This window comes from Ramlibacter sp., assembly GCF_035627355.1.
In the GTDB taxonomy this organism is placed as follows: domain Bacteria; phylum Pseudomonadota; class Gammaproteobacteria; order Burkholderiales; family Burkholderiaceae_C; genus Ramlibacter.
In genome coordinates this window covers 21,486-39,385 of record NZ_DASPLW010000069.1, presented here as the reverse complement: position 1 = coordinate 39,385, position 17,900 = coordinate 21,486, and the positions used below count along the sequence as shown (strand labels likewise).

At 70.8% G+C, this 17,900-nt stretch carries 14 protein-coding genes; 7 read left to right on the top strand and 7 right to left on the bottom strand.

Annotation, left to right across the window (positions count from 1 at the left end; genetic code table 11):
- Positions 1 to 64: 64 nt before the first annotated feature.
- The gene (locus tag VEC03_RS17090) at positions 65 to 2,374 is read left to right on the top strand and encodes an NADP-dependent malic enzyme (RefSeq protein ID WP_324917887.1); all 2,310 of its coding nucleotides are present in this window, start codon (positions 65 to 67) and stop codon (positions 2,372 to 2,374) included.
- Between the two features lie 5 nt (positions 2,375 to 2,379).
- On the opposite strand, the gene VEC03_RS17085 is transcribed toward VEC03_RS17090, so the two are convergent.
- Genes VEC03_RS17085 through VEC03_RS17070 form a run of 4 tightly spaced genes read right to left on the bottom strand, consistent with a single transcriptional unit; the run spans position 2,380 to position 7,760 of the window.
- Complete coding sequence (locus VEC03_RS17085; protein ID WP_324917884.1) at positions 2,380 to 3,261, bottom strand: NAD(P)H-hydrate dehydratase; 882 nt, start codon at positions 3,259 to 3,261, stop codon at positions 2,380 to 2,382.
- Entirely contained in the window at positions 3,261 to 4,016 is a 756-nt protein-coding gene (locus tag VEC03_RS17080) for a histidine phosphatase family protein (RefSeq protein WP_324917882.1), read from the bottom strand. The genes VEC03_RS17085 and VEC03_RS17080 overlap by 1 nt, the downstream gene beginning before the upstream one ends.
- Before the next feature lie 18 nt (positions 4,017 to 4,034).
- Positions 4,035 to 6,629: a DNA ligase D gene (ligD, locus tag VEC03_RS17075; protein WP_324917879.1), complete on the bottom strand. Its 2,595-nt coding sequence runs from the start codon at positions 6,627 to 6,629 to the stop codon at positions 4,035 to 4,037.
- A gap of 21 nt (positions 6,630 to 6,650) precedes the next feature.
- Positions 6,651 to 7,760, bottom strand: coding sequence for a PA2169 family four-helix-bundle protein (locus VEC03_RS17070; protein ID WP_324917876.1), 1,110 nt, complete (start codon positions 7,758 to 7,760; stop codon positions 6,651 to 6,653).
- Between the two features lie 249 nt (positions 7,761 to 8,009).
- Here VEC03_RS17070 and VEC03_RS17065 point away from each other — a divergent pair, with 249 nt between their 5' ends.
- Complete coding sequence (locus tag VEC03_RS17065) at positions 8,010 to 8,900, top strand: hypothetical protein (RefSeq protein WP_324917873.1); 891 nt, start codon at positions 8,010 to 8,012, stop codon at positions 8,898 to 8,900.
- Between the two features lie 43 nt (positions 8,901 to 8,943).
- Here VEC03_RS17065 and metK read toward each other — a convergent pair whose 3' ends face one another.
- Complete coding sequence (metK, locus tag VEC03_RS17060) at positions 8,944 to 10,128, bottom strand: methionine adenosyltransferase (protein ID WP_324917870.1); 1,185 nt, start codon at positions 10,126 to 10,128, stop codon at positions 8,944 to 8,946.
- Between the two features lie 133 nt (positions 10,129 to 10,261).
- On the opposite strand from metK, the gene VEC03_RS17055 reads away from it, so the two are divergent.
- Positions 10,262 to 11,080, top strand: coding sequence for a lysophospholipid acyltransferase family protein (locus VEC03_RS17055; protein WP_324917866.1), 819 nt, complete (start codon positions 10,262 to 10,264; stop codon positions 11,078 to 11,080).
- Entirely contained in the window at positions 11,080 to 11,946 is an 867-nt protein-coding gene (locus tag VEC03_RS17050) for a lipid A biosynthesis acyltransferase (RefSeq protein ID WP_324917863.1), read from the top strand. Before VEC03_RS17055 ends, VEC03_RS17050 begins: the two co-directional genes overlap by 1 nt.
- On the opposite strand, the gene VEC03_RS17045 is transcribed toward VEC03_RS17050, so the two are convergent.
- Both VEC03_RS17045 and yihA read right to left on the bottom strand, forming a co-directional pair.
- Complete coding sequence (locus VEC03_RS17045; protein ID WP_324917860.1) at positions 11,940 to 12,863, bottom strand: alpha/beta hydrolase; 924 nt, start codon at positions 12,861 to 12,863, stop codon at positions 11,940 to 11,942. The genes VEC03_RS17050 and VEC03_RS17045 overlap by 7 nt on opposite strands.
- Positions 12,860 to 13,537: a ribosome biogenesis GTP-binding protein YihA/YsxC gene (yihA, locus tag VEC03_RS17040; protein ID WP_324917858.1), complete on the bottom strand. Its 678-nt coding sequence runs from the start codon at positions 13,535 to 13,537 to the stop codon at positions 12,860 to 12,862. The genes VEC03_RS17045 and yihA overlap by 4 nt, the downstream gene beginning before the upstream one ends.
- Before the next feature lie 85 nt (positions 13,538 to 13,622).
- Here yihA and VEC03_RS17035 point away from each other — a divergent pair, with 85 nt between their 5' ends.
- The 3 genes from VEC03_RS17035 (at position 13,623) to ccsB (ending at position 17,837) form a co-directional block, all read left to right on the top strand.
- Positions 13,623 to 14,297, top strand: a complete 675-nt coding sequence (locus tag VEC03_RS17035) for a c-type cytochrome (RefSeq protein ID WP_324917856.1) — start codon at positions 13,623 to 13,625, stop codon at positions 14,295 to 14,297.
- 103 nt (positions 14,298 to 14,400) lie between these two features.
- Positions 14,401 to 16,521: a cytochrome c biogenesis protein ResB gene (locus tag VEC03_RS17030; RefSeq protein WP_324917854.1), complete on the top strand. Its 2,121-nt coding sequence runs from the start codon at positions 14,401 to 14,403 to the stop codon at positions 16,519 to 16,521.
- Positions 16,518 to 17,837, top strand: a complete 1,320-nt coding sequence (ccsB, locus tag VEC03_RS17025) for a c-type cytochrome biogenesis protein CcsB (RefSeq protein ID WP_324917851.1) — start codon at positions 16,518 to 16,520, stop codon at positions 17,835 to 17,837. The genes VEC03_RS17030 and ccsB overlap by 4 nt, the downstream gene beginning before the upstream one ends.
- The last annotated feature ends 63 nt before the right edge of the window (positions 17,838 to 17,900 follow it).

The following is a 17,900-nucleotide window of genomic DNA, read 5'->3' as shown; positions in this document are numbered from 1 at the left end:
GTCCTTGCCCATCGGCTTCCGTGCGTTGGCGATAGAGTGACGGGATTCGAGGCTTTGATCCCGCATGACTGAGCAATTCCCCTCCGACCGGCAGGCGCTTTCCGGCGCCGAACAGGCGCTGCGCGACGCCGCCCGCGAGTACCACCGCGGCCCGACGCGCGGCAAGATCGCGGTCACCCCGACCAAGCCGCTGTCCAACCAGCGCGACCTCTCGCTGGCGTATTCGCCCGGCGTCGCCTATCCCTGCCTGGACATCCAGGCCGATCCCTCGCTGGCGGCGGAGTTCACCTCGCGCGGCAACCTGGTCGGCGTGGTGACCAACGGCACCGCGGTGCTGGGGCTGGGCGACATCGGCCCGCTGGCGGGCAAGCCTGTCATGGAAGGCAAGGGCTGCCTGTTCAAGAAGTTCGCCGGCATCGACGTGTTCGACATCGAACTGGCCGAGCGCGACCCCGACAAGCTGGTCGACATCATCGCGGCGCTGGAACCGACGCTGGGCGGGATCAACCTCGAGGACATCAAGGCGCCCGAGTGCTTCTACATCGAGCGCAAGCTGCGCGAGCGGCTGAACATCCCGGTCTTCCACGACGACCAGCACGGCACCGCCATCATCTCGGGCGCCGCGTTGCTCAACGGCCTGGAACTGGTGGGCAAGTCCATCGATGCCGTGAAGGTGGTGGTCTCCGGCGCCGGCGCGGCGGCCATTGCGTGCATCGACCTGATGGTGGGGCTGGGCGTGTCGCAGCGGCAGATCTTCGTGTGCGACTCCAAGGGCGTGCTGTACGAAGGCCGCCCCGGCGGCTACGACCCGTCCAAGGCGCGCTACGTGCAGGACACCCCCGCCCGCACCCTGGCCGACGTGGTGCAGGGCGCTGACGTCTTCCTCGGCTGCTCGGCGCCGGGCGTGCTGACCGCCGACATGGTGCGCACCATGGCGCCGCGGCCCATCATCCTGGCGCTGGCCAACCCGGAGCCGGAGATCCGGCCCGAGGTGGCGAAGGCGGCACGGCCGGACTGCATCATCGCCACCGGCCGCTCGGACTACCCCAATCAGGTCAACAACGTCCTGTGCTTCCCCTACATCTTCCGCGGGGCGCTGGATTGCGGTGCGACCCGGATCACGGAAGCCATGAAGCTGGCCTGCGTGCACGAGATCGCCGCGCTGGCCAAGGCCGACATCAGCGAGGAAGTCGCCAACGCCTACGCGGGCAAGGAGCTCACGTTCGGCCCGGACTACCTCATCCCGACACCCTTCGATTCCCGCCTGATCCTGCGCATTGCGCCCGCAGTCGCCCGCGCGGCCCTCGAGTCGGGCGTGGCGACGCGGCCGATCGAGGACCTGGAGGCCTACCGCCAGAGCCTGACGCGCTTCGTCTACCAGACCGGCATGATCATGCGGCCCGTGTTCGCGGCGGCCAAGGCCAGCGCCGGGCGCCGCGTGATCTATGCCGAGGGCGAGGACGAGCGGGTGCTGCGGGCGGCGCAGCTCGCGCTGGACGAGCGGCTGGCCCAGCCCATCCTGATCGGTCGGCCGGCCGTGATCGAGGCGCGCATCGCCCGCGCCGGCCTGCGCCTGAAGCTGGGCCAGGACCTGGAATGCGTCAACCCGGAAAGCGACGCGCGCTTCCGCCAGTACTGGGAGACCTACCACCGGCTGATGGGCCGCAACGGCGTCACGCCCGAGGCGGCCAAGGCCGCGGTACGCCGCTCCAACACCTTGATCGGTGCGCTCTCGGTGCACCTGGGCGATGCCGAGGCCATGCTGTGCGGCATGGTCGGGCGCTTCGACGCCCACCTGGCGCACATCCGCGACGTCATCGGCACCGCGCCCGACGCCCCCGGGCTGGCGACGCTGAACGCGCTGATGCTGCCGCATCGCACCCTGTTCATCGCCGACACCTACGTCAACGAGAACCCGAGCGCCGAGCTGCTGGCCAGCATCGCGCTGATGGCGGCGCAGGAGGTGCGCCGCTTCGGCCTGCCGCCCAAGGTGGCCTTCCTCTCGCACAGCAGCTACGGCTCCTCCACGCGCGGCGCGGCGCCGAAGATGCGGCGCGCCCGCGAGCTGTTCGCGCAGCTGGCGCCCGACATCGAGTGCGACGGCGAACTGCAGGGCGATGCCGCACTGTCGGAGCCGATCCGGCGCGAGAGCCTGATGGACGGCGGCTCGCTGGACGGCGAGGCCAACCTGCTGATCTGCCCCGACCTGGATTCGGCCAACATCCTGTTCACGGTGCTGAAGATGACCGGCGGCCATGGCATCACCGTCGGGCCCATCCTGCTGGGCGCGCGCGCCTCGGTGCACGTGCTCAACCCGGCCGCCACCGTGCGGCGCATCGTGAACATGACGGCGCTGGCCGCGATCCGGGCCTGAACGGCTCAGGCCGGCTGCAGTTCCCGCAGCACGGCCAGCATCTCCCGCGGCAGTTCGCGCGCCAGGTAGCCGACCGGGCCCAGCTGCTGCGCCAACCGGTCCCCGGCGCGCGCATGCAGCGCCACGCCCCAGGCGCAGGCCTGCTCCAGCGTGGCGCCGCGTGCGCACAGGCCGGCGATCGCGCCGGCCAGCACGTCGCCGGAGCCGGAGGTGGCCAGGCCGGCATTGCCGCCCTCGTGCAGCCACGAGCGGCCGTCCGGTGCCGCGATGGCCGTGGCAGGGCCCTTCACGGCCACAACGGCGTTCCAGCGCTGCGCGGCTCGCGTGGCGGCGGCCAGCGGATCGGCCAGCACGTCCTCCTTGCTGGCGCCGGTCAGGTGCGCCATCTCGCCGGCGTGCGGCGTCAGCAGCACCGGCCGCTCGAACGGGCCGGCGCCGGCTACGCAGTCCATCGCGAGGGCGTCCAGCACGACCAGCTGCTCCTGCAGCAGCGGCAGCAGGCGCCACAGGAACTCGCAGGTGGCGTCGCGGTCCAGCAGGCCGGGGCCGACCAGCACGCCGTGCGCCGCCGTGGCGGCCTCTTCCAGCGCTTCGATGCCCGCCGGGTCCAGTCCGCCAGACGCGGTCTCCGGCAGCGCGATCACGCGCGCCTCCGGCATGGTGAACGCCATCTGCGTGGCGATGGAACTCGGGGTCGCGATCGCGAGCTTGCCGGCGCCCACCCGCAAGGCGGCGGCTGCGGCGAGCACGGCAGCGCCCGGCACCTCGCGGCTGCCGGCGATCACCAGGATGCGGCCGCGCGCTTCCTTGTCGGCGTCGTCGGCAAGCGCGGGCAAAGGCCAGTCGCGCAGGCAGCCCGCATCGATCCTGATCGGCCGGCGGTCCATCAGGGTTTCGGCGCCGCCAGCGCGTCGGGTTCCAGGGTCACCGGCGCGCCGGCCTCGCGCAGCGGCGCCACGAAGTTCACCAGGTCCGGCACCAGGCCGTGCGCCGGATCGTGCTCCCACGAGGTCACCCCGCAGTTGGGCACGTCGCCCTTGCGGTCCAGCGCCAGGATCTCGTGCTCCTCCAGGCAGTCGACCAGGTAGCGCACGCAGTTGACGATGACCTGGTGCGCCACCACCAGAACGCGCTGGCCGGCGTGCTCGCGGGTGAGCATCTCCAGCACGCTGCGCAGGCGCAGGATGACGTCGCACCAGCTCTCGCCGCCGGGCGGGCGGAAGTAGAACTTGCCCACATGGCCGCGCTGCGCCGCCAGCTCCGGGTAGCGCTCGCGGATGCCCAGCACGGTCAGCCGGTCGAGGATGCCGAACTCCTTCTCGCGCAGGCGCTCGTCCACCCGCAGCCGCACCTGTCCCGTGTCGAGCCCGCCGGCCTGCATCAGCAGCCGCGTGGTCTCGCGGGCCCGCACGTAGGGCGAGGTCAGGATCACCTCCGGCCGGCGCGAAGGCGGCAGCCCGCCGAACCAGTGGCCGAGGGCGGCGGCCTGCTCGCGCCCGAGCGGCGACAGCGGTACGTCGATGTCGCGCTCGGCGATGTCGATCATCGCCAGGCCGGCGGCCTCGGCGGCATCGCGCGCCACGTTGCCCGCACTCTGGCCATGGCGGACGATCCACAGGGTGCGCGGCCAGTCGTGGGGCATCTCGCGGCGGCCTCCGGCTCAGGGGCGAAAGCCCAGCTTGCGCATGGCCGCGTCCAGCTTCGCGCTGCTGTCGCGGTAGCCGTCCCAGGGCGCGTTCCCCTCGTCCAGGCGCTGGTGCACGCTGCCGACCGTCCAGTGGTCGCCGCCCTTGAGCTTGCGCAGTTCGTCCCAGCGCACCGGCACCGAGATGCCCAGCCCGGGCCGGGCCCGCGCCGACCAGGCGGCGACGGTGGTGGCGCCGAAGCCGTTGCGAAGGTAGTCGATGAAGATGCGACCGACCCGGTTCTTGGGCCCGCTCTTGGCCACGAAGCGCTGCGGAAGCGTCTTCGCCAGGTGCTGCACGATGGCCTGCGAGAAGTCCTTGACGGTGTCCCAGCCGTGCTGCGGGCGCAGCGGCACCACCACGTGCAGGCCCTTGCCCCCGCTGGTCTTGAGCCAGGCGGGCAGCGCCAGTTCCTCCAGGAAGGTCCGCACCAGCCCGGCGGCCTCCTGCATCTGCGGCCACCCGACGCCTTCGCCGGGGTCCAGGTCGAAGGTCATGCGATCCGGCTTGTCGGCCTGGTCGGCGACCGCGTTCCAGGTGTGGAACTCGATCACGTTCATCTGCGCGGCCGACAGCAGGCCTTCGCCGCTGGCGATCTCCAGCATGGGCGGATGGCCGGGGAAGATCGCCGGATCCAGCTGCTCGACGCCGGGCATGCGGTAGCGCTCCAGGTGCTTCTGGAAGAACAGCTGGCCGTCGATGCCGTCCGGTGCGCGCACCAGCGCGATCGGGCGGCGGCGCAGGTGCTCCATCATCAGCGGCGCCACCAGCGCGTAGTAGCGCACCAGCTCGATCTTGGTGAGCCCGCTGCGGGCATCGATCACGCGGTCGGGGTTGCTGACGCGCAGCGTCGGCGGCAGCGTGGCGCCCGGCCCGGGAGCGGGCGGCTGGGCAGCCGGTGCGGCTTTCGCGCGCCGCGCCGGCTTGCCGCGGGCCGGCCGGGGCGCTGCGCCCGCATCCGGGCGCACGGGCGTCTCGATCGAGATCGCCTGCGCCGGCTTGTCGCTGCGCAGGCCGTGGAACACCGAGTGCCGGATCTTGCCGTCGCGCGTCCACTCGCCGAAGGACACCTCGGCCACGAGATCCGGCGCCACCCAGTGCGCGCCGCGCGGCCAGCCGCTGCCGGCCTCGAAGGGATTGCGCGTCGAGGCGATCGCGTCCAGCTGCCGGCGCAGCTCGCGCAGCGTGCGCTCGTTGAAGCCGGTGCCCACGTTGCCGGCGTAGCGCAGCCGGCGGTCGTCGTCGTGCACGCCCAGCAGCAGCGAGCCGATGCCGGTGCGCGCGCCCTTGGGGTCGGTCCAGCCGCCGATCACGAATTCCTGCCGCCGCGCGCACTTGAGCTTGAGCCAGTCGCTCGAGCGACGGCCGACATAGGCCGAGTCGCGCCGCTTGGCGATCAGGCCCTCGAGGCCGAGCTGGCAGGCGGACGCCAGCAGGTCCTGCGGTGCCGCCTGGAACTCCTCGCTGAAGCGCACGTTGGGATGCGGCTTGCGCAGCACGATGCGCTGCAGCACCTCGCGCCGCTGCACCAGCGGCACGTCGCGCAGGTCCTGCCCTGCGCAGTACGGCAGGTCGAACAGGTAGTAGACGATCCGGTCGGTGCGCCGGCTGTCGAAGGCGCCCTGCAGGGCCTGGAAGTCGGCCGGGGTGTCCTGCCCCGGCATGATGATCTCGCCGTCGTACCAGCCGTCCGGCAGGTCCATCGCCTTCAGCGCTGCGACCAGCCCGGGCAACCGTGCCGTCCAGTCGTTGCCGTTGCGGGTGACCAGCCGCACCTGACCGGCCTCGGCCCGCGCCAGCATCCGGTAGCCGTCGAACTTGATCTCGAAGATCCAGGCCCCGGTGTCGGCCGGCGGCGCGTCCACCAGCACGGCCAGTTCAGGTTGCAGCTCCTGCGGCAGCGCGGCGGGCACCGACCCCGCGGGAGGCCCCGAGGCAGGCGCCGCGGGGCTTGCGCTGGCCGGTGCTGGGGCCGCTGCCGCGCCGGGCCGATCCGGCAGGTGCTGCACGCTGTCGGGGCGTTCGTCGACCACGCTGAACTCGCCGGCGGGCCGCGCCAGCGCATCGCGCTCCTTGATCAGCAGCCAGGGGTCCTCGCGGCCGTTGCCGCGGCCCTTCATCCGCACCAAGGTCCAGTGGCCCTGCAGCTTGTGGCCGCGCAACTCGAACTTCAGCTTGCCCTCGCGCCAGCCCTGGTGCGGATCCTCCAGCGGGTGCCAGGTGCCCTTGTCCCAGATGATGACCTTGCCGGCGCCGTAATTGCCCTTGGGAATGGACCCCTCGAAGCGGTTGTAGGCGATCGGGTGGTCCTCGGTCGGCATCGCCATGCGCTTGTCGGCCGGGTCGTAGCTGGGGCCTTTGGGCACCGCCCAGCTCTTCATCGTGCCATCCAGCTCGAGGCGGAAGTCGTAGTGCAGCCGGGTGGCCCAGTGCTTCTGGACCACGAAGGCGCGCTCCTCCTCGTTGGCGATGCCGCCTTCGGCCGGCTCGGGCGTGGCATCGAACCGGCGCTTGGCCCTGTAGGTCTTCAGCGCGTCGGACGCGGTGGCGGGGATTCGCTCGTCGGCCATGCGGCTGTCGTGCCGCGCTGCCTAGGAGGCGGCGCGGAACTGGTCGCGCAGCATGCGGACCTGGTCGTGGTTGCGCTGCACCTGCTGGAACTGGCGCTCCACCACCTGCCGGACGGCGTCGGGCAGCGGCTGCTTCAGCGCCTTGCGGTAGCGCGCCATCGCGTTGTCCTCGCCGCGTTCGGCCTCCTCCAGCACGGCCTTGTCGTCATGGCTGGACAGCGTCGAGCGCACCGACACCCAGCCGCGGTGCACGGCGCCGGCGGCGCTGCCGCTGTCCTTCGGCGTGCCGCCCAGGCCGAGGATCTGCTGGTTCAATTCGACGGCGCCGCGCCGGCAGTCGTCCGCTCGCTGCAGGAACACCGACTTGAGGTCCTGCCGCTGCACCTGGTCGGCGCAGGCCTGGAAGCCGTACTCGCCGTCCTTGCAGCACTCCACCAGGTCCTGCAGGGCGTCAATGACGTCGCCGCGGCCGCCCTGGGTGTTGCCCGCACTCTGGGCCGTGCCCACCAGGCCGGCCGCGCCTTTGCCGGCCGTCGTTCCCGGAGCGTCGAGATCCTGGTCCGTCCCTATGCCCGCGCGCGCCATGTCGGTCCCACCGGTCATGGGGCCCCGGGAGCCGCCGGCCAGGTCGCTGGCACGCACCACTGCCGTGTCGCTGGCCATGCCGCCGCGTTGCAGCTCCACCCGCTCCCAGGCGGCACGGCTGGCGGGCCGGGCCTGTTCCCAGTTCAGGCCGGAACCGGCCCGCGCGTTGGCCCACCCGGAGGCCAGCCGCGGCTCGGCCGTATCCCAGTCGCCTTCCTCCTGCATGCGGCCGTGCACGCCGTGCATGTAGGCGGGGCCGTAGTCGTCGAAGCTGCGCCCCTGCTCGTAGTACGGCTCGCGCATGTAGTTGTCGCGCCAGTGCGCCTCCTCGGCCGTGGGATTGATGGCTTCGGCCGCGGCCTTGCCGGCCAGGCCGCCGACGACGGCACCGATGACGCCGCCCACGACCGATCCGACCGGCCCGCCGATCGAGCCGGCGGCCGCGCCGGCCACCGCACCGCCGGTGGCGCCGACGCCGGTGCCGACCGGGTGCGCGCCCGGTTCGTCGGTGATGGGATCGCGGTTCAGGTCCTTGTCTTCAGCCATGTGAATGCTCCTTGCCGTCCGGGACGGCGACGGGTGGCGGCGCGGCCGCACCCCTGCGAGGAACATCTTCCGGGGCCCGCGAAACTGGGCCGTCAGCCAAGCCAAGGACCGGGTGTAGGAAAACGGCGCCGCCTCTGCACGGCGATTGCTGCCGTGCCGCTTGCCGCGGCGCCGCGCACGTCGATTCGCTGGTGCGTCCTACACCTCGGGTCCACGCGGGCAGGCACGCTGCCGGCGAGGAAACTGCCCATGCATTCGACGACGACGGTGCGGCGCGTGGCCGCCGGCGCCTGGCTGGCGCTGGCCGCCGCGCTGTGGCCGGTGACCGGCCTGGCGGACGCGGACGAATTGCATGCGCAGTACCAGGCGTTGCAGGACGAACTGGGGAACAACGGCTTCGGCCGCCCCCTGCACATCGTCTCCGCCGAGCAGCAGGAGCGGCTCGCCGGCGTGGTCCATGCGGTGCTCGACCATCCGTTCGCCACAGTCAGCGCCGCGCTGCGCCGCCCGGCGAGCTGGTGCGACATCCTGATCCTGCCGTTCAACACCAAGTACTGCCATGCGGTGGAGGGCCCGTCCGGCAGCGCGCTGCGGGTGCGCATCGGACGCCGGTTCGACCAGCCGGTGGAGCAGGCCTACCGCCTCCGGTTCGAGCACCGCAACGTGGCGCTGCAGCCCGGCTATTTCGAGAGCCGCCTGCTGGCGGACCAGGGCCCGGTGGGCACGCGCGACTACCGCATCGTCGTCTCGGCGGTGCCATTGGAGGGCCAGCGCACCTTCCTGCGCCTGGACTACTCCTATGGCGCCGGCTGGGCGGGCCGGACGGCGATGCAGCTGTACCTGGCGACGGCCGGTGCCGACAAGACCGGGTTCACGGTGGTGGGACAGGATGCGAGCGGACAGCCGCTGTACATCGGCGGCGTGCGCGGCGCGGTCGAACGCAATGCGATGCGCTACTACCTGGCGGTCGACGCCTACCTGGATTCGCTCGCGGCCCCTCCGGAGCAGCAGGTCGACCGCCGCATCCGCGGCTGGTACAAGGCCACCCAGCACTACCCGCAGCTGCGCGAACTGGACCTGGGCACCTACGCCGCAATGAAGCGGCAGGAGGTCGAACGGCAGCAGACGCTGCTGGAATGAAAAAGGCGCCCGGTGGGCGCCTTTCGCCCGGTCCGAGGGGCCATCAGCCCTTCAGGCCCGCGGCCTCGCGCAACCGGGCGGCGCGATCGGTGCGCTCCCACGTGAACTCGGGCTCTTCCCGGCCGAAGTGGCCGTAGGCGGCCGTCTTCTCGTAGATCGGGCGCAGCAGGTCCAGCATCTGGATGATGCCCTTGGGACGCAGGTCGAAGTGCTCGTGCACCAGCTGGGCGATCTTCTCGTCCGGGATCACGCCGGTGCCTTCGGTGTAGACCGTGATGTTCATCGGCTTGGCCACGCCGATCGCGTACGCCACCTGGATCTGGCACTGGCGCGCCAGGCCGGCGGCCACGATGTTCTTGGCCACGTAGCGGGCCGCGTAGGCGGCCGAGCGGTCCACCTTGGACGGGTCCTTGCCCGAGAACGCGCCGCCGCCGTGCGGGCAGGCACCGCCGTAGGTGTCGACGATGATCTTGCGGCCCGTGAGGCCGCAATCGCCCTGCGGACCGCCGACCACGAAGCGGCCGGTCGGGTTGATCAGGTAGCGGGTTTCCTTCAGCCACTCCTTGGGCAGCACCGGCTTGATGATCTCCTCGATCACCGCCTCGTTGAACGCCGGCTTCATCTTGGTGCCGTCGCTCATCTCGGGCGAGTGCTGCGAGGACAGCACCACGGTGTCGATGCTGTGCGGCTTGCCGTCCACGTAGCGCATGGTCACCTGGCTCTTGGCGTCCGGGCGCAGGAAAGGCAGGCGGCCGTCCTTGCGCAACTGGGCCTGGCGCTCGACCAACCGGTGCGCGTAGTAGATCGGCGCGGGCATCAGCTCCGGCGTCTCGTCGCAGGCGTAGCCGAACATCAGGCCCTGGTCGCCGGCGCCGGTGTTCAGGTGGTCGTCGCTGGCGTGGTCCACGCCCTGGGCGATGTCGTTGGACTGCTTGTCGTAGGCCACCAGCACCGCGCAACCCTTGTAGTCGATGCCGTACTCGGTGTTGTCGTAGCCGATGCGCTTGATCGTGTCGCGCGCGACCTGGATGTAGTCGACGTGCGCGTTGGTGGTGATCTCGCCGGCCAGCACCACCAGGCCGGTGTTGCACAGCGTCTCGGCGGCCACGCGGCTGCGCGGATCCTGGCGGAAGATCGCGTCGAGGATGGCGTCGGAAACCTGGTCGGCCACCTTGTCGGGATGGCCTTCGGAAACGGATTCGGACGTGAAGAGGAAGTCGTTCGCCATTTGAATAAACTCCAGCGGTATCGGTTGAGGCGCGTTGCCTTGGCCGGAGCTTCGGGCGAACGCTTTAGCAGAATTTCGTGAGTCGCCCTGCAAGTAGTTCAGTAACTCGGCGACGGGGCCGATTCTAATCGACGTGATACCGCTATTCCGCGCCTTGGCCGTGTTGCCGCTGTGGCTGCTGCACGGCATCGGCTGGGGGCTGGGCTGGCTGGCGTTCCTCGGCTCCCCGACCTACCGGCGCCGCTTCGCCGCCAACGCCCGGCAGGCCGGCTACCGGCCGCGCGAGGTGATCGGCGCGGTGGCGGCATCCGGCCGGCTGGTGGCGGAAGTGCCGCGGCTATGGTTCGGCGCCGCGCCGCGCGTGCTCTGGTCCGGCGCCGAACTGATCGACGCGGCGCTGGCGCGCGGCCGCGGCATCGTCTTCCTGACCCCGCACCTGGGCTGCTTCGAGGTCACGGCGCAGGGCTATGCCCGGCGCTACGGCCCGATCACGGTGCTCTATCGGCCGGCGCGCAAGTCCTGGCTGCGCCCGCTGGTGGAGCGTGCGCGGGCACGCCCCAATCTCGCCGCGGCACCCACCACGCTGGCCGGCGTGAAACAGATGCTCAAGGCGCTGCAGGCCGGCCAGGCGGTGGGGCTGCTGCCCGACCAGGTGCCGCCCGAAGGCCTGGGGGTGTGGGCGCCGTTCTTCGGCAAGCCGGCCTACACCATGACGCTGTCGGCGCGGCTGGCACGCCAGACCGGCGCCGCGGTGCTGCTGGCCTGGGGCGAACGGCTGGGCTGGGGCCGCGGCTACCGGATCCACCTGCGCGCCTGGCCCGGCGAGCTGCCGGCCGAACCGGTGGCGGCTGCGGGCCAGGTCAATGCGCAGATGGAAGCGCTGATCCGCGAATGCCCCTCGCAGTATCTGTGGGGCTACGCACGCTACAAGACGCCCCGGAGGGCCGGCTGATGCTCAGCCGCGCGGGCCTGCTCCTGATGCGGCTGATGGCGCCGCTGCCGCTGCCGGTGCTGCGCGCGCTCGGCTGGGCGCTGGGCTGGCTGCTGTACGCGGTGGTGCCGGCGCGCCGGCACGTCGTGCGCGTCAACCTGGACCTGTGCTTCCCGCAGTGGACGGCCGACCAGCGGCGCGCGCTGGTGCCGCGCGTCTTCATCGCCTTCGCCCAGGCCTGGCTGGATCGGTCCTGGCTCTGGCATGGCGACCCGCAGCGGGTGCGCGAGCGCGTGCGGCTGACCGGCGCGCTGTCGGAACTGGGAGGCCGCGAGCCCACGGTGGTGTTCTGGCCGCACTTCGTCGGCATGGATGCCGGCTGGACGGCGCTGACGCTGCAGTCCGACCGCCCCTTCATGACCATCTACACGCACCAGTCGAACCGGGTCGTCGATGCCTGGATCCGCCAGGGCCGGGAGCGGTTCGGCAACGTGCGGTTGTTCCGGCGGGTGGACGGCGTCAAGCCGGTGATCAGTGCCCTGCGCGAAGGCGTGCCGCTGTGCCTGCTGCCGGACATGAACTTCGGGGCCGACGAATCGATCTTCGTGCCGTTCTACGGGGTCCCGGCCGCCACGGTGCCTTCGCTGTCGCGCTTCGCGCGCCTGGGGCGCGCCAAGGTGGTGCCGCTGCTCACGCGCATCACGCCCACCGGCTACGACGTGCAGGTGCTGCCGGCCTGGCACGATTTCCCGTCCGACGACCTGGAAGCCGACACCGCCCTGATGAACGAGCGGCTGCAGGACTACATCGACGGCATGCCCGAGCAGTACTACTGGGTGCACAAGCGGTTCAAGAGCCGCCCGGCCGGCGCCAAGCCGGTCTATTGAACGGGGCGCGCGAGAAAGACCTGCAGGCGTTCGGCCACGAACTGCGGGCGCTCGTGCACGATCCAATGGCTGGCGCCGGGCACGCGCTCCAGCGTCAGGTCGCGCACGTAGTCCTCCAGCCCGTCGACCAGCGAGGGCGGTAGCGCGGAATCCTCCATCGCCCACAGCACCAGCGTGGGCAGGTCCACCGTCAGCATCTCGCGGGGCAGCGTCACCGCCGCGGCGGCCGGATCGTCGGGCCTCGGCGGGCGCAGGGGCGAGGCACGGTAGTAGTTGCAGCCGCCCACCAGGCCGGACCCCGGCGGGCTGCCCCCGGGGCCGTTCCACACATCGCGGTACTGCTGCTTCGTCGCCTCGGTCAGCCAGTCGGCCTGGCCGAGCTGGGTGAAGAAACCCCACAGGCGACGGTAGTCGTCCTCGGCCAGCAGCTTCTCCGCGTCCGGCCGGATCAGGAAGTTCATGTACGCGCTGGCCTGTTGCTGCTGCGGGTTGTGCTGCAGCTCGCGCAGGAAGGTGCCCGGGTGCGGCGAGTTGACGATGGCCAGCCGGCGCGTGAGCTGCGGCAGCTGGTTGGCCAGGTTCCAGGCGACGGCGCCACCCCAGTCGTGCGCCACCAGGCACTCGAGCCGGCCGCCTTCGCTGGCGATGAGGGCGGCGATGTCCTGCACCACGTGCTTGGCGCGATAGGCGCTCACTTCGGTCGGCGCGCTGGACTGCTCGTAGCCGCGCAGGTTGGGTGCGACGCAGCGGAAGCCGCCGTTCGCGGGCTGGGCGAAGTGCTCGAGCAGTTCGTCCCACACGAACGCCGCTTCGGGGAAGCCGTGAAGGAACACCAGCGCCGGCCGGCCGCGTGCGCCGGCAGCGCGGCAGCTGAGGGTGATGCCGTGCGGCAGCGCGAGCTGGAAGCGTTCGATCATGGGGTCTCCTCGTGCGTCCATTGCCACAGCAGCAGCGCCGTTTCCGGCACGCCCTGCCGCTTGAGGGCGGAGAACAGCTTGACCTCGCCGCCGCCCGCCTGCAGTCGCATGATGGACAGCGCCTTGGCCGCCTCGCTCCGGTTCAGCTTGTCGGCCTTGGTCAGGAGCACGAGGAACTTCAGGCCCTGCTCGACCCGCGGCCGGATCACCTCCAGCAGGATCTCGTCCAGCTCCGTCAGCCCGTGGCGGGGGTCGCACAGCAGCACCACGGCGCGCAGGTTGGGCCGGCTGACCAGGTAGTTGGCCATCACCTGCTGCCAGCGCTGCTTGTCCTGCCTGGGGACGGCCGCATAGCCGTAGCCGGGCAGGTCGGCCAGCACCGCGTCGACGATGCCCTGCTTGCCCAGCGCGAACAGGTTGATGCTCTGGGTGCGCCCCGGCGTCTTGGAAGCGAAGGCCAGTCGCTTCTGCTGCGTGAGCGTGTTGATGCAGGTGGACTTGCCGGCGTTGGAGCGGCCGACGAAGGCGATCTCCGGGTGTTCGTGCGGCGGCAGGAATTCCAGCGTGGGCGCCGTGGTGAGGAAGCGCGCCGTGTGCAGCCAGGCCAGGGCGCGCTCGGCGGAGGCCTTCGCACCCGCGGATGCGGCGGCGCCGGGGGCCGGCGGTGGGGTCATGGGCAGGGGAATTGCGGCGAGGGGCCGGGGAGGGCCATTGTAGAATCATGGGGTTTTGCGCCCGTAGAACCCGAACCGAGAGAACATGAAGTTGCACGCTAGCCTGCTCGCCGCCGCGCTCCTGGCCGCATTCGCGCTCGACGCCTCCGCCCAGGCCAACGGGGCCGCCCCCGCGGCTTCCGCTCCGGCCGCGGCGCCTGCGGCCGCCGCGCAGCCCGCCAAGCCGAATGCCGCCGAAGGCGAGAAGCGCTACGCCGCGGTGTGCGCGGCCTGCCACGCGGCCGATGGCAATTCCACGATCGCGGCCAACCCCAAGCTGGCGCAACAGCATCCCGAATACCTGGTCAAGCAGCTGCTGGACTTCAAGGACAAGAAGCGCGCCAGCGCGATCATGCAGCCCTTCGCCGCGCAACTGGCCGAGCAGGACATGCGCAACATCTCGGCCTACCTGGCCGCGTCGACCGCCAAGCCCGGCTTCGCCAAGGACAAGGACCTGGTCGCCCTGGGCGAGCGCATCTACCGCGGCGGCGTGCCGGATCGGCAGATCGCCGCCTGCGCGGCCTGCCACAGCCCCAACGGCGCCGGCATCCCGGCGCAGTATCCGCGCCTGTCGGGCCAGCACGCCGACTACACGGCGGCCCAGCTGGTCGCCTTCCGCGACGGCACGCGCAAGAACAGCCAGCAGATGCTGGATGTCGCGGCCAAGCTCAACGATCGTGAAATTCGCGCGGTCGCCGACTACATCGCCGGCTTGCGTTAGAGCAAGCAGCACACGGCCGCGACGGGAACCAAGCAATCCCGCGCGGACCCTACAGCGGGCGGGGATCTTCGGATGCCCGCCCTTTTTTCCTTGAGAAGCCCCGATGACCGCTTCCACCCAGGCTACGCGCCTGGCCCCCGCCCCCTCCGAACGCCTGCGCAGCGCCCTGGAACTGCTCTCGTCGATGCGGTTCGCCATCGCGCTGCTGACGGTGATCTGCATCGCCTCGGTGATCGGCACCATCGTCAAGCAGCACGAGCCGGTGGTGAACTACGTCAACCAGTTCGGCCCGTTCTGGTCGCAGCTGTTCCTGGCCATCAAGCTCAATGCCGTCTACAGCGCCTGGTGGTTCCTGCTGATCCTGGCCTTCCTGGTGGTCAGCACCTCGCTGTGCATCGCCCGCAACACGCCGCGCTTCATCGCCGACATGCGTAGCTACAAGGAGAACATCCGCGAGCAGAGCCTGCAGGCCTTCCACCACCGCGGCAAGGGCCTTCTGCCCGATGCTCCGGCCGACGCCGCGCGCCGCATCGGCAAGGGGCTGGCCGGCGCCGGCTGGAAGGTGCGGCTGCAGCAGCGCAGCACCCCGAAGGGCGAAGGCTGGATGGTCGCCGCCAAGACCGGCGGCGCCAACAAGATCGGCTACATCGCCGCCCACAGCGCCATCGTGCTGGTTTGCCTGGGCGGGCTGCTGGACGGCGACCTGATCGTGCGCGCCCAGATGTGGTTCGGCGGCAAGGCGCCGTACACCGGCGGCGGCATGATCGCCGACGTGGCCGACAAGCACCGGCTGGCGGCGAACAATCCCACCTTCCGCGGCAACCTGCTGGTGGCCGAGGGCACCCAGTCGGGCACCGCCATCCTGTCGCAGTCCGACGGCATCCTGCTGCAGGACCTGCCGTTCTCGATCGAGCTGAAGAAGTTCGTGATCGAGCACTACTCCACCGGCATGCCCAAGCTGTTTGCCAGCGACATCGTGATCCACGACCACCAGACCGGCGAGAAGGTGCCGGCGCGGGTGGAGGTCAACCATCCGGTCAGCTGGCGCGGGATCGAGATCTACCAGTCCAGCTTCGACGACGGCGGCTCGCGCGTGAAGCTGGCGGCGGTGCCCCTGGACGGCAGCGGCAAGCGCTTCGAGGTCGAGGGCGTGATCGGCGGCAGCACCCAGCTGAAGCGCGCCGGGCAGGGCAGCGGCGACCAGCTGACGCTGGAGTACACCGGCCTGCGGGTGATCAACGTGGAGAACATGGCCGACGGCAGCAGCAGCGGCGCCGATCCGCGCAAGGTGGACCTGCGCGAGTCGATCACCGCCCGGCTCGGCGCCGCCGACCGCACGGTGACGAAGAAGGAGCTGCGCAACGTCGGCCCGTCCATCACCTACAAGCTGCGCGATACCGCCGGCCAGGCGCGCGAATTCCACAACTACATGCTGCCGGTGGACCTGGGCGAGGGCGTGCCGCTGTTCCTGCTGGGCATGCGCGAGAACCCGTCCGACGCCTTCCGCTACCTGCGGGTGCCGGCCGACGCTGAAGGCACCATGGAGGGCTTCCTGCGGATGCGGGCCGGGCTGGCCGATCCGGCCCAGCGCGAGGAGGCGGTGCGGCGCTACGCGCGCAAGGCCACCGATCCCGGGCGGCCCGAGGTGGCGCAGCAGCTGGTCGCCTCGGCCAGCCAGGCGCTGGCCCTGTTCGCCGGCGACCCGGCCGCCGGCGGCAAGGGCGCAGGCCTGGCCGCGGTGTCCGAGTACCTGGAAGCTCGCGTCCCCGAGGCCGAGCGCAGCCGCGCCGGCGAGGTGGTGGTGCGCATCCTGGGCGGCGTGCTGTTCGAACTGGCGGAGCTCGGCCGCGAGCGTGCCGGCCTGAAGCCGCTGGAGCCGGGCGAGCGCACCCAGGCCTTCATGGCCCAGTCGCTGCTGGCGCTGGGCGATGCCCACCTGTACCCGGCGCCCATGGCCTTCGAGCTCAAGGATTTCGAGCAGGTCCAGGCCAGCGTGTTCCAGGTGACAAGATCCCCCGGCCGCAATGTCGTCTACCTCGGGTGCGCTTTGCTGATCTTCGGCATATTTGCGATGCTCTATGTGCGTGAGCGTCGCCTGTGGGTCTGGCTCGGCCCGGCGCCGTCGGGCAGCGATGCCACCATGGCGCTGTCCAGCAGCCGCAAGACGCTGGAGACCGACCGCGAATTCGACCGCCTGCGTACCCAATTGCTCGGATCCACATGAACACCGCCACCCAGACCCTGACCCTCCACGAGGGCTTCTTCTCCCGCCGGCGTCCGCTCGACTGGGTGTTCGCCCTGCTGGTCGCTGCGGGCGGCCTGTACGCCTTCGGCCGCTACGCGGCGCACATGGACGTCTACGAGAAGGGCATCCTGCTGGCCAGCATCCCCGCCGCCATCTGGCTGGGCTGGTTCTGGCGTCCGCTGCAGCTGCTGATGGTGGTCGTGGCGGGGCTGTCGCTGCTGGGCATCGGCTCGTACCAGGGCTCGCTGGCCCGGGCCGACGAGGTGTTCTGGCTCAAGTACTTCCTGTCCAGCCAGTCGGCCATCCTGTGGATGAGCATGCTGTTCTTCATGAGCACGGCCTTCTACTGGATCGGCATGGTGGGGCGCAGCCAGTCCGGCACCATGGAGCGCATCGGCTCGCGGCTGGCCTGGGCGGCGGTCACGCTGGCGCTGGTCGGCACCATGGTGCGCTGGTGGGAGAGCTACCTGATCGGCCCGGACGTGGGCCACATCCCGGTCAGCAACCTCTACGAAGTGTTCGTGATGTTCTGCTGGATGACGGCGCTGTTCTACCTGTACTTCGAGCAGCAGTACGGCACGCGCGCCCTGGGTGCCTTCGTCATGCTGGTGGTCAGCGCGGCGGTCGGCTTCCTGCTCTGGTACACGGTGGTGCGCGAGGCGCACGAGATCCAGCCGCTGGTGCCGGCGCTCAAGAGCTGGTGGATGAAGCTGCACGTGCCGGCCAACTTCATCGGCTACGGCACCTTCGCGCTGTCGGCGATGGTGGCCTTCGCCTACCTGATCAAGCAGCAGGCGGGCGAGACGCGCTGGTGGAAGCTGGCGCCGCTGTGGCTGCTGGGCGTGGTGCTGTGCTTCGAGCCCATGGTGTTCCGGCGCTCGCAGGAAGCGGGCGGCAGCTACTGGGTCGTCTATTTCGGCATCGCGGCGCTGATCGTGGCCGGCATCCTGTGGGGCCGGCAGCGCATCGCCCAGCGCCTGCCCGCGCTCGAGGTGCTGGACGACGTGATGTACAAGTCCATCGCCGTCGGCTTCGCCTTCTTCACCATCGCCACCGTGCTGGGAGCCCTGTGGGCGGCCGAGGCGTGGGGCGGCTACTGGAGCTGGGACCCCAAGGAAACCTGGGCGCTGATAGTCTGGCTCAACTATGCTGCCTGGCTGCACATGCGGCTGATGAAGGGCTTGCGCGGCACGCTGTCGGCCTGGTGGGCGCTGGTCGGGCTGGCGGTGACCACCTTCGCCTTCCTCGGCGTCAACATGTTCCTGTCGGGCCTGCACAGCTACGGCGAACTCTGATCCCGGCTGCGGGTCACAGCGCGTAGTGCAGGCAGCCCGCCCAACTCGCGAAGGGGACCCCAC

Coding starts and splice junctions, on each gene's coding strand:
- VEC03_RS17090 (WP_324917887.1), top strand. CDS start 65: ATGACTGAGCAATTCCCCTCCGACCGGCAGGCGCTTTCCGGCGCCGAA.
- VEC03_RS17085 (WP_324917884.1), bottom strand. CDS start 3,261: ATGGACCGCCGGCCGATCAGGATCGATGCGGGCTGCCTGCGCGACTGG.
- VEC03_RS17080 (WP_324917882.1), bottom strand. CDS start 4,016: ATGCCCCACGACTGGCCGCGCACCCTGTGGATCGTCCGCCATGGCCAG.
- ligD (WP_324917879.1), bottom strand. CDS start 6,629: ATGGCCGACGAGCGAATCCCCGCCACCGCGTCCGACGCGCTGAAGACC.
- VEC03_RS17070 (WP_324917876.1), bottom strand. CDS start 7,760: ATGGCTGAAGACAAGGACCTGAACCGCGATCCCATCACCGACGAACCG.
- VEC03_RS17065 (WP_324917873.1), top strand. CDS start 8,010: ATGCATTCGACGACGACGGTGCGGCGCGTGGCCGCCGGCGCCTGGCTG.
- metK (WP_324917870.1), bottom strand. CDS start 10,128: ATGGCGAACGACTTCCTCTTCACGTCCGAATCCGTTTCCGAAGGCCAT.
- VEC03_RS17050 (WP_324917863.1), top strand. CDS start 11,080: ATGCTCAGCCGCGCGGGCCTGCTCCTGATGCGGCTGATGGCGCCGCTG.
- VEC03_RS17045 (WP_324917860.1), bottom strand. CDS start 12,863: ATGATCGAACGCTTCCAGCTCGCGCTGCCGCACGGCATCACCCTCAGC.
- yihA (WP_324917858.1), bottom strand. CDS start 13,537: ATGACCCCACCGCCGGCCCCCGGCGCCGCCGCATCCGCGGGTGCGAAG.
- VEC03_RS17035 (WP_324917856.1), top strand. CDS start 13,623: ATGAAGTTGCACGCTAGCCTGCTCGCCGCCGCGCTCCTGGCCGCATTC.
- VEC03_RS17030 (WP_324917854.1), top strand. CDS start 14,401: ATGACCGCTTCCACCCAGGCTACGCGCCTGGCCCCCGCCCCCTCCGAA.
- ccsB (WP_324917851.1), top strand. CDS start 16,518: ATGAACACCGCCACCCAGACCCTGACCCTCCACGAGGGCTTCTTCTCC.